This is a genomic window from Salinibacillus kushneri, assembly GCF_900111405.1.
In the GTDB taxonomy this organism is placed as follows: domain Bacteria; phylum Bacillota; class Bacilli; order Bacillales; family Alkalibacillaceae; genus Salinibacillus; species Salinibacillus kushneri.
In genome coordinates, this window is sequence record NZ_FOHJ01000002.1 from 137406 (window position 1) to 150937 (window position 13532).

The following is a 13532-nucleotide window of genomic DNA, read 5'->3' on the forward strand; positions in this document are numbered from 1 at the left end:
ACTTGAAGAAGGTGAGGAAATTGGACTCGAACAAGATAAAGGATATTAAAGTAGTGATGCATGATCATTTAGAAGGAGTGGGGAAACAGATTGGAAATGAGTTTTACATCCCTATTTCTTTACTTGAGCAAGGGTATGAGGCTGAGAAAGAGTGGAGGGAAAAAGACCAGCAACTACACCTTCACGTAACAAAGGCAAGATTCAGTGAAATATCAAGTTATCAGTCACATGGGAATTATTTACACTTTGATAAAAACAGCGTGGAAAACTGGAATGTACGTTATGATTATTCTGGTATTCCAAAGACCGTATACTCGTTTGGGGAATACTATAATCCTTCAACCATAGCTCAATATGGTCTTCAGCATTATAGTTTATATTTAAAAAATAATGATGCACAAAGCAAAAATAAATTTTTAAATGTAGCCAAATGGTTTCTGGACAAACAGGATGTTCGAGGAGGATGGGCCTATTCCTTTGACCTTCCGTATTTTCCCAGCAGGAATTTAGAAGTAAAGAGACCATGGTATTCCTCTATTGGTTTAGGAATGGCCATGTCTGTTTTGGCGCGTGCCTCATATCTAACAAAGGATGAGCAATACAATAGTTGTGCTTTGCGGGCAACGAAGCTATTTAGAACCCCTGCACCTCAAGGGGTATTAGCGAAGTTTGAAAACAAATTTTCCTTTTATGAGGAATGTCCAACGAATCCTCCATCTTATATCTTGAATGGTTTTATGTATTCTCTGATTGGATTGTATGATGTATACAAGGCAACTGGTAATCGATTATGTCAACGGTTATATAACCAGGGAATTGTGACGCTAAAAAGAATGCTTCCTTTATATGATTTAGGCAACCGAACGGCTTATGATTTAACACATTATACTACGGATGGAGGGTATCCAAATGTAGCAAAATGGGGGTATCATATTACACATATTCATTTACTGTCTGCCTTATATTCCATTGAAAATGATCAAAAGATGAAGACAATCTTATTAAGATGGAAGGATTACTTAAAAGGAATACGGGCAAAATGAACAAAAGCCAAAAGAGGTGAAGATGTGTTTTCCTCTTTTGGCTTTTTTCTTGATTTACTTCTTTGTTAATATCGTTAAAATTTCCTCAGCTGTTTTTCCGGACCCAAATATTTGTGGATACTGGTTTGGAACCTGGAAGGTATTGATAAGATTCAGGATTTTATTTTGGTCAGTGCCAGCTAATTGATTCCATCCGAATTGCAGGGTTTCTGTCCATTCGGTTTCATCTCTTAGAGTAATACAAGGAACCTGAAGCATATAAGCTTCCTTTTGCAAACCGCCTGAATCAGTTAAAACCATTCTTGCTTGTGAAGTAATTGTTAACATATCAAAGTAATCGAAAGGGTCTACAGTCTTGATCGGATAGGAGAGTAGATTTGTTAAATTAAACTGTTCTATTTTCTTTTTTGTCCGTGGATGAAGTGGGAAAATGACGTTTTTTTCTAATTGCTGCAAGGTCTTAAGGATGGATTTCAAACGCTCGGGATTATCCGTATTTTCAGCACGATGAATGGTTACCAAATAATAGTCCTTTTTTGATAGATGTAAGGTTTCTAATATAGAAGAGTGCTGAAAGGCAATATCTTTAAAATATAGAACAGCATCATACATAATATCTCCAGTGATATAGACACCTTCTGTGATTCCTTCTTTATCTAAGTTTTCGACAGCGGAAGCAGTAGGGCAAAAGAGCCAGCTGGACAGATGGTCTGTTACTTGCCGGTTAATCTCCTCCGGCATTTCTTTGTTATAGCTTCGAAGTCCTGCCTCTACATGGGCGATGGGAATATGCAGTTTTGCTGCTGCTAAACTGCCCGCAAGTGTAGTATTCGTATCTCCATAAACCAGTACAACATCAGGTTTAACGGATTGTATAATGGTTTCTAATTCTTCAAGCATTTGAGCAGTTTGCTTACCGTGTGACGAAGAACCGACCCCTAAATAATAGTCTGGTTTTGGCAGCTTTAATTGATTGAAAAAAACGTTGGACATCTTTTCATCATAATGCTGACCTGTATGAACGATTATCTCTGTGATGTCCTGAACCGGTTGGACTGCTTTAGATAGCATACTTGATTTAATAAATTGAGGACGTGCTCCTACAACTGTTAAGATTTTCATTATATTCCCCTTTCTATTTTTTTATTTCCCTTTTTGGACATTATTTTTCATTCCTCCTGATAATGAGGATTAATCAGGAAACATGATTTATAATCAACATTAATATAATGAAAAAGGTATTGGATTACGAATAAGGAAGGAGCAGGAATGATGGCCAAAAAGGTATGTATGCTGGTCGCTGAACATCCATTTTTAGATGCTAGAATCTTTAAGCGGGAAGCCTTGAGTTTGAAGAACATGGGCTATGATGTGACCATTGTTGTGCCGAGAAGGAAAGGATATCTTTTTGACATAGATGGAACCCCAATCAAAGATAAATTTCTGCAAAAAACATTCACTTATAAAGGTATTACCTTTGTAACGTATAGCTTTGAGGAAAGCAGACCTTTATTAAGCAAGGTATTATCACCTGAATCACAATGGGAACAAGGCTTTTCCAACCCCCTGACGACTTTAGGAGTTGAGCAGGAAGCAGATATTTATCATGTGCATGAATACTTATCGCTCTTTGCAGGTGTGGGTGTAAAAAGGATATTAAAAGAAAGAAAAAAAGATGTGAAACTCATTTATGATAGTCATGAATTAACACCTGATCCCCTCGATACAAAAAATTCCAATCATGTAAAAGCGAACTTGAAAGAAAAGCTTCTTGTTATGCTGAAAAGTGTGGATTATGTGATTACCATTTCTCATTCTATAAAGTCATGGTTTATTTCCCAAAAGCCTGCTTTACCTGTAGAGGTTATTTATAACTCCCCTCCACTTTCCCGGGATTATTCACCCAAAAGGAATCGGAATCGAGTGATTGCCTGTTATGAAGGAAATATTGATAACAAAAGAGGGAATAGAGATAAAATCATAGAGATAACGGAAATTTGCTCTCAGCACATAGATTTTCAATTTAAAATTATAGGCGGAACAAGGTTTGGTGATTCCTTTAAATTTCCTGATCATTTAAGTGATAACATTAAACAAACAGGCTGGGTGGATTATGATTTGATTTCGAAATATATGAAAGATGTGGATATCGGCTGGATTGACTATAAAGATATAAAAGAATCCCTAAATCGTTCTTATGCTATGCCGAATAAATTTTTTAGTTATTTGAATAACGGAGTTCCTGTCGTCGTTAATCGGTGTCATGAAATGGAGGTTTTTATACGGTCTCATAGATGTGGATTGGTCATCGATAAAAAGGATGCCACAGCAAAAGATTATGCCGAGGCCATCCTTTATTTGTCCCAAAACAAATCCCTGTTAAAGGATATGGGTTTAAATGGCCGAAAAGTCATGGAAGAAGTCTATTGCTGGGAGAAGATGGAGAAGCGTCTTCAGAATGTTTATCACACCCTATCAGGTCAACAGGGAATATTTTTTACATTTTAGGTGATTCTTTTTTTTACCCATTCAACAGTTGCTATAATTCCGTTTTTAAAGGGGGTGCCCTCAAATGTACCTATAATGGATTCTAACTTCTTAGCTGATCCTCTATGACTTGATACATCTGCTCTGCGCCCAGGAACCTTCCTTATCGTCTTCTTGTACCCCATTACGTCAGCTATGGTTTCAACCACACGCTGAATGGACAGCTGCTGGTCTGTTGTGATATTTACAACAGACCCTGGGGAAACCATCGGAAATGCCTTCATGATAAGATTGACGTTATCCTCTACGTAAATGAAGTCTCTTGTCTGTTGACCTGTTCCATGAATTTCCGGTGTATCTCCATTAATTATTTTTTTAATTGTACTTGGGACGACTCCAGCCAGTTGTCCTTCAAAATTCTGTCTAGGTCCATAATTGTTGAAAGGACGAAGGATAAATGCATCTAAGCCAAACATTTGTACATAGGATTGAAGCATTAAATCTGCTGATGCTTTACCAGCAGCATAGGTCGTAACAGGTGCGAGTGGATGATGTTCATCGATAGGTTTATACTGCGCTGATCCGTAGGCTTCTGAAGATGAAAGGTGACACAATGTTTTAAATTCCTTTTTTCTCTGAAGCTCTAATAAATTTTTTAACACCGTTACATTGGTCATGAATGCATGTGCAGGATTGATAAAAGAATAGTTTAATGCTTTCGTTGCACAATTCATTACAACATCAATGTCATGTTCCTTGATGATGTAATGAAGAATCTCCTGATTTTCTGCATCATCAATATATAAAACAGCTCCGTTATCGATAGCTTCTTCTACATTCTCCTTTTTTCCAGTAAAAAGATTGTCAATTATAATAACCTGGTTTACGACCTCTTCGTCAAGAAATTTATCGACGATATGACTGCCAATAAAACCCGCTCCTCCAACAACGAGAACATTACGGTTATCAAGTGATCGCTGATTCAAAAATAACACTTCCTTTTAAATGTAATATAAATTTTAAAAATTCAGGCGTGATTGTCCCCCATCAACGGTAATAGTTGTCCCTACTATCCATGAGGCCTTTTCAGATGCTAGAAAAACAGCAACATTTGCGATTTCATCTGTTGTTCCAAGACGTCCTGCAGGAATTTTATTTTCAGCATATTTTTTTAGGTATTTTGGGTCTTCTTTTAACCGATTTTGCCAGATTTGATTGGGGTGATAAGTAGCCCCTGGAGCAATTCCAACCACACGAATATGATCTTTTATCAATTCTGAACTTAGTGATTTCGTATGACTTATTAATGCTGCCTTTGAAGCATTGTAGGCAGGAGCACCTCCTGCTTCTTTACCAAAAATGGAAGCAATGTTGATAATGACACCATCCTGTTGTCTTTTCATCATTGTACCGGCTAATTGACTTAGATGGACAGCTGAGATGTAATTGGTCTCCATTGCTTGTTCAAAGCTGCTTATGGGTGTCTGTAATACATCTTGTCCATAACTGGCGCCTGCATTATTAACAAGTACATCTATTGAACTGAAGTTTTTAATAAACGCTTCCATCAATTCTTCTCTTTGTTCGGGAATGGTCAGGTCCTTTCGATAAGTTTGAACGCCTAATTCATTCTGTGCTTTGGTCAGTTCCTCCTGATTTCTTGCCGTAATACCTACAGAAGCTCCCTCTTGGAGAAAAGCATGGGCAATTGCTTTACCAATTCCTCTGGTTCCACCTGTGACCAGTACGTTTTTTTCCTTCAGATTTAATTCCATTCTTCATCTCCCCTTTTTGTATAGTTCATGTGTTGAAAAGATAAAAAATAAGGTGAATGCAGTAACGAGCGAAAATGATTGTTGCATATAAATCCTAGAGAAACATATTTATTTAATTCTATGAATCATAGAATTTTAATGTTCATACTTTGTTCTGATTTAGGAAGAGGAGGGGCGAGCGTGGGGAAAAAAGTGTGCATGCTTTTAAGTTATTTACCTTTTTTGGATTCCCGAGTATTTGAACTAGAGGCAAAAAGTCTAGTGAAAAATGGATATGAGGTTACGATTATAGCACCTCGAAAAAATAGGTATTTGTATGATATAGATGGTACTCCATTTACTAAACAGTTTCGGGATAAAATATTTCAATTTGAAGGCATCAAGGTTGTAACCTATGAAAACAACAGCAAATCAATCAACCCCAAGGCGCATCCATTGTTTCGATTGGGGGTTAAGGAAAAAGCTGATATTTACCACATACACGAATTGAGTTCACTCTATTTCGGTAAAGAAGTCAAACGGGCATTAAAAAGCAGGAATGTAAAATTAATTTACGACAGCAGGCAAATAACCCCGGATCCATTTTCATACACCTCAAAAGACAGAGAGAGGCGTCAATGGAAAAGGATATTGCTTGAGGGGATAAAAGAGGCAGATGCGATTATAACCGTTTCAGATTCCATAAAGGCATGGTATTTATCGATTGATCCTTTACTGAATGTTGAAGCGATTTATAACACTCCCTATCCTACAGCTAATGATTCTTTGAAAGCGGGAAATTCTAACAGCTTTGTTGTGGGTCATGAAGGCAATCTAACTGATAGGAATCTACAGAATATCTATGCGATTACAGATTCATGCAGTAAAGTCATAGATTTTCAATGTAAACTGATTGGCGGGCCACGATATGGAGAGAAGATTTCTGTACCTGATCATTTACAAAATCGTATCATACAGGCTGGTTGGGTCCCATATTCATCCTTGTCTTCCCATATGTCTGATGTTGATGTTGGATTAATAGATTTAGACGCTTCAAACTCTCTTAATCATGCATTTGCTATGCCATTTAAACTATTCAGTTATTTGAATAATGGAATCCCTGTTGTCGTTGGGATGTGCAATGATATAGAGAGATTGATCAATACCTATCATTGTGGAATCGTGATTAATCGATTGAATCCTTCGTATGCGGATTATGTAAAAGCCATTGTTTATCTTTATCAGAATCCTGTAAGGCTTAAAGAGATGAAGAAAAATGCTAAGAAAGCGGTGAAAGAGATTTATAATTGGGGTTATATGGAAAATCGACTCATCAATCTATATCAATCCCTGGAATCCAATCAGACTTCTTATCTCTTATCTTAGATGTAAGGAATGAAAAAGGGGGAAGTAAAAGATGGGGCAAAAGGTGTGCTTTTTAGTCACTGAGCATCCTTTTTTGGATGCACGGATCTTTAAAAAAGAGGCTAAGAGTCTGGTGAGACACGGGTATGACGTTACAATGATTGTTCCTCGAAGAAATGGCAATCTTTTTGCTATTGATGGTCGTCCTTTTGAAGACATTTTTCAATCACAAACTTTTGAATATGAGGGAGTTAATATCATTACGTACGAACAAATAGATTATGAGAAGCATCTGAAACGTCTTCATCAAACTCTCGCAGCAACTGTTCCTAATGGTTGGACTGATGCTTTAATTCAACTTGGAATCGAGCAGGAGGCTGATATTTATCATGCTCATGAGTTTTTTTCCGTTTATTCAGGAGTGGAAATTAAGCGGACATTAGCAGCAAAAGGAAACCATTGCAAATTGATATATGATAGTCACGAACTAGAGCCCGATCCGCTAAGTAAAGAATCAAAAAGCAAAAAACTTTTGAAGGAACAGCTGCTTAAGATGATGTTCAAAGAGATTGATCATGTCATAACTGTATCAGAATCCATTCAAAAATGGTATCAAACCATTAATCCTTCACTTCCAATAGAAATAATTTATAATTCTCCTCCATTAGCTCACAAAAAACTAAATAATCTGAAGAAAACAGGTGATTTCGTCCTCGCATTTGAAGGAGTCCTGGGAAAGAAAAGGGGAAATGCTAAGAAGTTATTTAAACTAGTAGAAGCAGCGAATGAGCAGATCAATCTTAAGGTGAAAATTATTGGTGGATGGAAAAGGGAGGAACAAACACCGTTTATCCCCCTTCACTTAAAGGATAAAGTACTGTTTACCGGGTGGCTGAAATATGATGAAATTCCTTTTGCTATGGAGGATGTTGATTTGGGCTGGATTGATTTAGATTCATCCCGTTCGTTGAATCATCGGTTTGCCATGCCGAATAAATTTTTTAGTTATTTAAATAATGGTGTGCCTGTTCTCATAAACCAATGTGATGATATGAAACAATTTATTGAAAGGTATAAATGTGGATATATGGTCGATAAACCTCAAGCAAGTGCTCATGATTATGCTGAAGCCATTCTCTGGCTTTATTCCAGAAGGGATGATCTAAAGAAAATGGGGATAAACGCCAGGAAACAAATGGAGTCAGCTTATAGCTGGGAACATATGGAGAAGCGGCTGCTTGGTATCTATAACCATTTATGTTCAGTTATATAAAATGGAAAATGCTAAGAAACCATATAAGAAGGAGCGGGTAGTTTTGAAAGTTCTCCACATTCCTTATGGATCACCCATGATTGAATTATGTAAAGCGTTACGAATGAAAGGTATCGAAGCAACATCCTGTCACTTCTATGATAACAAGTTTAAGTTTAAGCCGGATCTGTGTTTAAATCTAAATCGAAAAAACAGTCAGGAAGCAAAAGCAGTTTTAGATCGATTCTTACAGGAAGCTATTCAACACTATGATATTTTTCATTTTCATTTTGGCGAAACGTTTTATCCTGATAAAAGAGATTTAGAGATATTGAAAAAGGCAGGAAAGAAAATGGTTGTCCATCATCATGGATCAGATATCCGTTTGCAGTCTATAGCCCAAAAAAATAATCCGTATGTACGTGTAAAACCAGAATGGACGGAAGAAAAAATCAACCATAACGTGGAGCTTTTATCCCGTTATATTGATCATGCGATTGTACAGGATCCCGAATTACACGAGTATATAGTAAACACCTATAAGAACACCCACATTATTCCTCATACCATTGATGTCACCAGATTTACACCTAAATACCCAACTGGAAGACCAATTCCTCTCATCATCCATGCTCCGACTAATCGTGATTTAAAAGGAACGAACTTTATCTTACAAGCAGTACGGGAATTGAAACGAATAGGATATAAATTTCGGTTTCAATTAATTGAAAATAAAACGTATGAGCAAACTAGAGGTCTTCTGTCTAAAGCGGATATTGTAATTGATCAGCTAAGAATCGGAGCAAGTGGTTTTATTAGTACGGAGGCGATGGCTTTTGGAAAACCGGTCATTTGTTTTATAAGAGATGATCTCTTATCCAAGTATCCCCCTGAATTACCTATTGTGAATGCCAAACCAACGAACGTAACTGATGTATTAAAAAAATTGCTTGATAATCCTCAAACTTGGAGTGATATCGGAAAACAGGGAAGAAGCTATGTAGAAGCCTATCATCATGCACCAGTTGTAGCGGATCAGTATATTCATATCTATAAACAGTTATAGTTCCTGGATATAGATTTTTATAATCTTTATCCAGGATGAAAGGAATCAGTCCAAACGTGCTATTTATAATCACATACCATAATAATAGATTTTTAGAAAAGTCGTAGGAGTTGATAGATGATGATAAAAAAAAGCCAGTCTTTGCCGGAAGTTGCCGTTATCGGTCTTGGCAAAATTGGACTTACGTTAGCGGCAGTCTTTGCCCATAAAGGATACAAGGTTTATGGTGCAGACAAAAATCCTGACGTAGTAAGTCTGGTCAATAAGGGCAAGTCTCACATAAGTAATGAACCTGGGTTAAGTGAGTTAGTAAAAGATGCCTATGAGAACCATAAGCTCATGGCTACCGATTCAAATAAAGAAGCAGTTTCTAAGGCTAACATTATCATTGTCATTGTTCCTGTCTTAGTTGATGAAAATAATGAAATAGACTACCAATATATTGATGATGCTGTTGGCGATATTGCAGAAGGAATACAAAAAGATTCACTTGTTATATTTGAAACCACTTTACCGCCTGGAGATACGAAAAATCGATTTGGTAAGCATATTGAGCATAAATCAGGACTTAAAATGGGTGAAGACTTTCACCTTGCCTACAGCCCTGAAAGAGTCTATTCAAATCGAATAATAGAAGACTTGTCGAACTATCCAAAAGTTGTGGGAGGCTTGAATGAGAAAAGTCTGGAAATCGCCTCAAGTTTTTATAAGAAAGCTCTTCATTGTGAATTAATTGAGGTCAGTTCTATAGAAGCAGCAGAATTCTCAAAAGTGGCAGAATGCGTATATCGTGATGTAAACATTGCATTAGCCAATGAACTTGCCAAGTTTGCTGAGGAAAAAGGTGTTCCTATGTCTGAAGTTATCTCAGCAAGTAATAGTCAGCCTTATTCCAATATACATGCACCTGGTATAGGTGTGGGAGGACATTGTATTCCTATCTATCCCTATTTTTTCATAAATAGAGGATTGAATAAGGGACTGACGACTTTATCAAGAAACATTAATGACAGCATGGCTACCTATGCTATTCGTAAAATTGAAGATCGTTTAGGTAGTCTGGAAAATAAAAATGTCCTGATCCTAGGGTTATCATACAGGGGAAATGTAAAAGAACCGACTAAGTCTACAACGTTATTATTAATTGATCATCTTAGAGAAAAACAGGCAAATGTTTTTATTAATGATCCTCATTTTACCAATAGTGAAATTATCCAATATGAGGCACTACCCTTAGGATTACAAAATAAGTTTACCTCGGAAATAGATGTGATTATTCTCCAGGCTTTTCATAAGGAGTATGAGGATTTGGATTTGGAAGGCTTTACAAATTGTCAGCTTGTATTTGATGGAAGAAATAAATGGTCGAAAGAGGAGATTACAAACTTAGGTATCCAGTATGAAGGGATTGGAAGGTAGGGATTGAGAAGTGAAAGGGAGGTTTTTTATGCCGGAGTATAAATTTGATAGGGTTCCTTTGCTTGATTTACAGGAGGAATGGAAATTAATCAGAACATCCGTAATAGATAAGGTTATAGAGGTATTAGATAGTGGTCAATATATACTTGGAGATAAAGTGAGAGAGTTTGAAAGACGAACAGCAAACTATCTTAATGTCACTTATAGTTTGGGGACAGCCAGTGGAACAGATTCATTACAATTAGCTCTAAAGGCGTTAGATATTGGACCTGGGGATGAAGTTATAACCACCCCTTTTACATTTTTTGCGACGGCAGAAGTTATTGCTCAGGAGGGAGCCACACCTGTTTTCGCTGATATTGAACCATCCACTTACAACATTCATCCCGCTAAAATAGAAGAGGCCATTACGAATAAGACAAAAGCAATCGTTGTCGTCCACTTGTATGGTCAGGTTGCGAATATGCATGAAATTATGGATATTGCCCATAAATATGATTTACAAGTAATAGAAGACGCCTGTCAGGCTATCGGGGCGGAGTATAATGGAAAAAAAGCAGGAACGATTGGAGATGTAGGCTGCTTTTCATTTTTCCCTACCAAAAATCTGGGTGCATTTGGGGATGCAGGTCTTGTTGTAACACATCAAAAAGATCTTTATGAAAGGATCAAACGTATTCGCAATCATGGCAGTGAACAAAAATATTATCATTACGAAGTTGGTATGAACAGTAGACTGGATGAATTACAAGCAGCCATCTTACTAGTAAAGGTGAGCTATTTAGATACCTTTTTAACAAAGCGGAAGGAGATAGCTGATCGGTATACAGAAAATTTCCAGGATAAAATAACAATCCCTCCAATGGTCAAAAGTCGGGAGCATACTTTTCACCAATATTGTATTGAATTAGACGGCAGGGAGGAGCTTATATCAGAATTAAAAAATCATGACATAGCTTCTGCCATTTATTATCCGGTGCCGCTACACCTTCAGGAAGCTTTCCGTGACCTGGGCTATAAGGAAGGGGATTTTCCGGTTGCAGAACGGGTAGCTAAGCGAATAGTAGCTCTTCCCATTTATCCGACATTGTCCAAAGAAAAACAGGACTATGTGATTGATATTGTACTTGACTTTTTAGAGAACAACGGATAAGAATTTATCCTTGTTCTCTGGTTAAATGTTTCAGAAAATCGTTCCATCTTGGATGAAATTGATTTGTAATACTTTCCTTATGTTCCCGAACATTATACACGGTAAAATTTTGATACGTTATGGGTGATATTGATAGTAACTGATTTAATACGCTCACGTCTTCATACAGTCTTCCATCTTCAAAGTCAAGAACGGGAAATCCTCCTGCATCCTTTAAGATGGAGCTGCGGTATATCCTGGGCCCTAGAGGGAATCGGTAGGATAATAAATCCTTTTTGCTACGAACCGGAACGCCTTTAGCAATCTCTTTAAACAGTACATCTCCTTTTACCTGCTTCCATTTTCTAAGGTTACCATATAGAACGGATGCTTCATCGGGCATTTTAGATAGGTACTTCTTAATAACATAAACAGCATCAGGGTCAAGCCAATCATCTGCGTCAAGCTCTAATACAAAATCAGATGTAATAGAGGATAATACGTGGTTTAAAGCCCGGGCCTTTCCCCCGTTTTCCTTTTGAAATATCTCAACATTTTTAACAGATTGCCATTTGAGGAGTTTATTATAGGAATTATCGGTAGAACCATCATCAATCACCACAATCTGATTAAATGCTTCCCTTTGTAAAAGGCATGAAACAAAGGAAGCTTCCACATACTTTTCCATATTGTAATTAGATATGATGACTGATAGTGAGGGGGTGTGAGCTGCTGATGTTCTTTCTCCGTATTTTTGCATAATTTTTCCCTTTTCCCTTGTCGTGGCAGTACGTCTTTTTCTTGCATGTCTGATGAGGTTTTGTTTAATTAACTTTCTGGGTGAAGCAATTGTTGCAAGCCAGGCAGGAAAAAGGGCCTCCTTAAAGGGTAAATGGTTTGCAGGGAGAAATTTATATTGTTTAAGGAAAGAGGTAGAAATAAGTATTGGCTGGTGGATGGTCCTATTACGATTATAGACGGGGGTACCTAACACTTCTTTTTGATCAGAAAGGTTTAAAGTGGCTGTATCGATTGTGGGAGAAAGATAATCAGTATTCTGGAGAAGTAAAATATAAGGTGTATTCACTTGCTCAATGGTTTCATTAAGACGTTCCCCCAAATCATCATCTTGGATTCCGATAAAGTCTATTTTGTCTGTTACATGGGATTGGTTTATATTCACAGTATTATCTGGCATTGTGGCAGCATGGAAGACAATGATTGAAGCTAATCTTGTTTGGATTTTGTTAAGAGAGGTTATGGCTTTGTTTAAAATTCCCTGATTAGAATATTGGATCAAAATGGCTGTTATATCCTTCATTGTATTCCTCATTCCCTTCGAAATCCTTTATACATCCTATTTTATGCACAGGTGAAGTATGAAATGAGAGACGATATCGCCATTAGCCTGCCTTACAGGAGTAGTAGGTTTTGCTTTTTTGTTTTTGCTAGTAATACTTGTTGTTTGACATTATACCAACAGGGGTATACGATGTTTCGTGCAGATTACTACTACGAGGAGAGAAGCATGACTATTGCCATTATAATCATTATCCTATCATGGTTTTTCTATCGCAGACATATCCCCGTACAAGGGGTTAGAGAAATAGATCTTCAATCGCTTACAAAAGAAGACGTTGCTATAGTGGATACGCGTGATTTTCAGTCGTCTTCCCGAAATTCGATTAATCAGGCATTCTGTATGCCCTTATCCTATTTGAAACGCCATTATCATGAGATACCTGAAAAGGACGTTATTATTGTTGCAGAGGATAGGATCGAAAAAAATTTAAGCGCACGTATATTGAAGGGAAGAGGAATTCAAGTTATCGGATATGTTTTGATGAATAATGAATCATGGTTGAACTAAGGACAATTCTATCGTGCACTTGTCCTTTCTTTTTCCAAATTAAAGCTGAGCTGCAAGCTAAATTTTTGGATCCTGACTGAAATAGGTTCTTATGTGACAGAATAATGATGGTCTTTGACTGAATTATTGTGTTCATTGACAGGA

General features: G+C 37.1%; 12 protein-coding genes. 8 read left to right on the forward strand and 4 right to left on the reverse strand.

All coding sequences use genetic code 11. The features are described from left to right. Positions 1-20: 20 nt before the first annotated feature. Complete coding sequence (locus tag BMX63_RS03140; protein ID WP_093131894.1) at positions 21-1043, forward strand: D-glucuronyl C5-epimerase family protein; 1023 nt, start codon at positions 21-23, stop codon at positions 1041-1043. A gap of 54 nt (positions 1044-1097) precedes the next feature. On the opposite strand, the gene wecB is transcribed toward BMX63_RS03140, so the two are convergent. Next, complete coding sequence (wecB, locus tag BMX63_RS03145; protein WP_093131896.1) at positions 1098-2165, reverse strand: non-hydrolyzing UDP-N-acetylglucosamine 2-epimerase; 1068 nt, start codon at positions 2163-2165, stop codon at positions 1098-1100. Between the two features lie 150 nt (positions 2166-2315). Between wecB and BMX63_RS03150 the strand changes: the two genes are divergently transcribed. Next, the gene (locus BMX63_RS03150; protein WP_093131898.1) at positions 2316-3551 is read left to right on the forward strand and encodes a glycosyltransferase; all 1236 of its coding nucleotides are present in this window, start codon (positions 2316-2318) and stop codon (positions 3549-3551) included. Here the strand turns inward: BMX63_RS03150 and BMX63_RS03155 are convergent. After that, the gene (locus tag BMX63_RS03155) at positions 3548-4516 is read right to left on the reverse strand and encodes a dTDP-glucose 4,6-dehydratase (protein ID WP_093131901.1); all 969 of its coding nucleotides are present in this window, start codon (positions 4514-4516) and stop codon (positions 3548-3550) included. The two genes, BMX63_RS03150 and BMX63_RS03155, sit on opposite strands and share 4 nt — an antisense overlap. Before the next feature lie 33 nt (positions 4517-4549). Further along, positions 4550-5305: an SDR family NAD(P)-dependent oxidoreductase gene (locus tag BMX63_RS03160; protein WP_093131903.1), complete on the reverse strand. Its 756-nt coding sequence runs from the start codon at positions 5303-5305 to the stop codon at positions 4550-4552. Positions 5306-5485: 180 nt separating this feature from the next. On the opposite strand from BMX63_RS03160, the gene BMX63_RS03165 reads away from it, so the two are divergent. From BMX63_RS03165 to BMX63_RS03185, 5 genes are all read left to right on the forward strand, one after another. Then, entirely contained in the window at positions 5486-6670 is a 1185-nt protein-coding gene (locus BMX63_RS03165) for a glycosyltransferase (RefSeq protein ID WP_177167158.1), read from the forward strand. Between the two features lie 31 nt (positions 6671-6701). Then, entirely contained in the window at positions 6702-7922 is a 1221-nt protein-coding gene (locus BMX63_RS03170) for a glycosyltransferase (RefSeq protein WP_093131907.1), read from the forward strand. 43 nt (positions 7923-7965) lie between these two features. Then, positions 7966-8967, forward strand: a complete 1002-nt coding sequence (locus tag BMX63_RS03175) for a glycosyltransferase family 4 protein (protein WP_093132480.1) — start codon at positions 7966-7968, stop codon at positions 8965-8967. 117 nt (positions 8968-9084) lie between these two features. Continuing rightward, positions 9085-10386, forward strand: a complete 1302-nt coding sequence (locus tag BMX63_RS03180) for a nucleotide sugar dehydrogenase (protein ID WP_093131909.1) — start codon at positions 9085-9087, stop codon at positions 10384-10386. A gap of 28 nt (positions 10387-10414) precedes the next feature. Further along, positions 10415-11539: a DegT/DnrJ/EryC1/StrS family aminotransferase gene (locus BMX63_RS03185; RefSeq protein ID WP_093131911.1), complete on the forward strand. Its 1125-nt coding sequence runs from the start codon at positions 10415-10417 to the stop codon at positions 11537-11539. A gap of 4 nt (positions 11540-11543) precedes the next feature. Here the strand turns inward: BMX63_RS03185 and BMX63_RS03190 are convergent, their stop codons facing one another. Further along, positions 11544-12839, reverse strand: coding sequence for a glycosyltransferase family 2 protein (locus BMX63_RS03190; protein ID WP_093131913.1), 1296 nt, complete (start codon positions 12837-12839; stop codon positions 11544-11546). Between the two features lie 171 nt (positions 12840-13010). Here BMX63_RS03190 and BMX63_RS03195 point away from each other — a divergent pair, with 171 nt between their 5' ends. After that, positions 13011-13388: a rhodanese-like domain-containing protein gene (locus tag BMX63_RS03195; RefSeq protein ID WP_143060112.1), complete on the forward strand. Its 378-nt coding sequence runs from the start codon at positions 13011-13013 to the stop codon at positions 13386-13388. Positions 13389-13532 lie beyond the last annotated feature (144 nt).

What these genes read in the sequence shown, in the direction of transcription:
- BMX63_RS03195 (WP_143060112.1), top strand. Translation starts at nt 13,011, where the DNA reads ATGTTTCGTGCAGATTACTACTACGAGGAGAGAAGCATGACTATTGCC.
- BMX63_RS03160 (WP_093131903.1), bottom strand. Translation starts at nt 5,305, where the DNA reads ATGGAATTAAATCTGAAGGAAAAAAACGTACTGGTCACAGGTGGAACC.
- BMX63_RS03180 (WP_093131909.1), top strand. Translation starts at nt 9,085, where the DNA reads ATGATGATAAAAAAAAGCCAGTCTTTGCCGGAAGTTGCCGTTATCGGT.
- BMX63_RS03150 (WP_093131898.1), top strand. Translation starts at nt 2,316, where the DNA reads ATGGCCAAAAAGGTATGTATGCTGGTCGCTGAACATCCATTTTTAGAT.
- BMX63_RS03185 (WP_093131911.1), top strand. Translation starts at nt 10,415, where the DNA reads ATGCCGGAGTATAAATTTGATAGGGTTCCTTTGCTTGATTTACAGGAG.
- BMX63_RS03190 (WP_093131913.1), bottom strand. Translation starts at nt 12,839, where the DNA reads ATGAAGGATATAACAGCCATTTTGATCCAATATTCTAATCAGGGAATT.
- BMX63_RS03170 (WP_093131907.1), top strand. Translation starts at nt 6,702, where the DNA reads ATGGGGCAAAAGGTGTGCTTTTTAGTCACTGAGCATCCTTTTTTGGAT.
- wecB (WP_093131896.1), bottom strand. Translation starts at nt 2,165, where the DNA reads ATGAAAATCTTAACAGTTGTAGGAGCACGTCCTCAATTTATTAAATCA.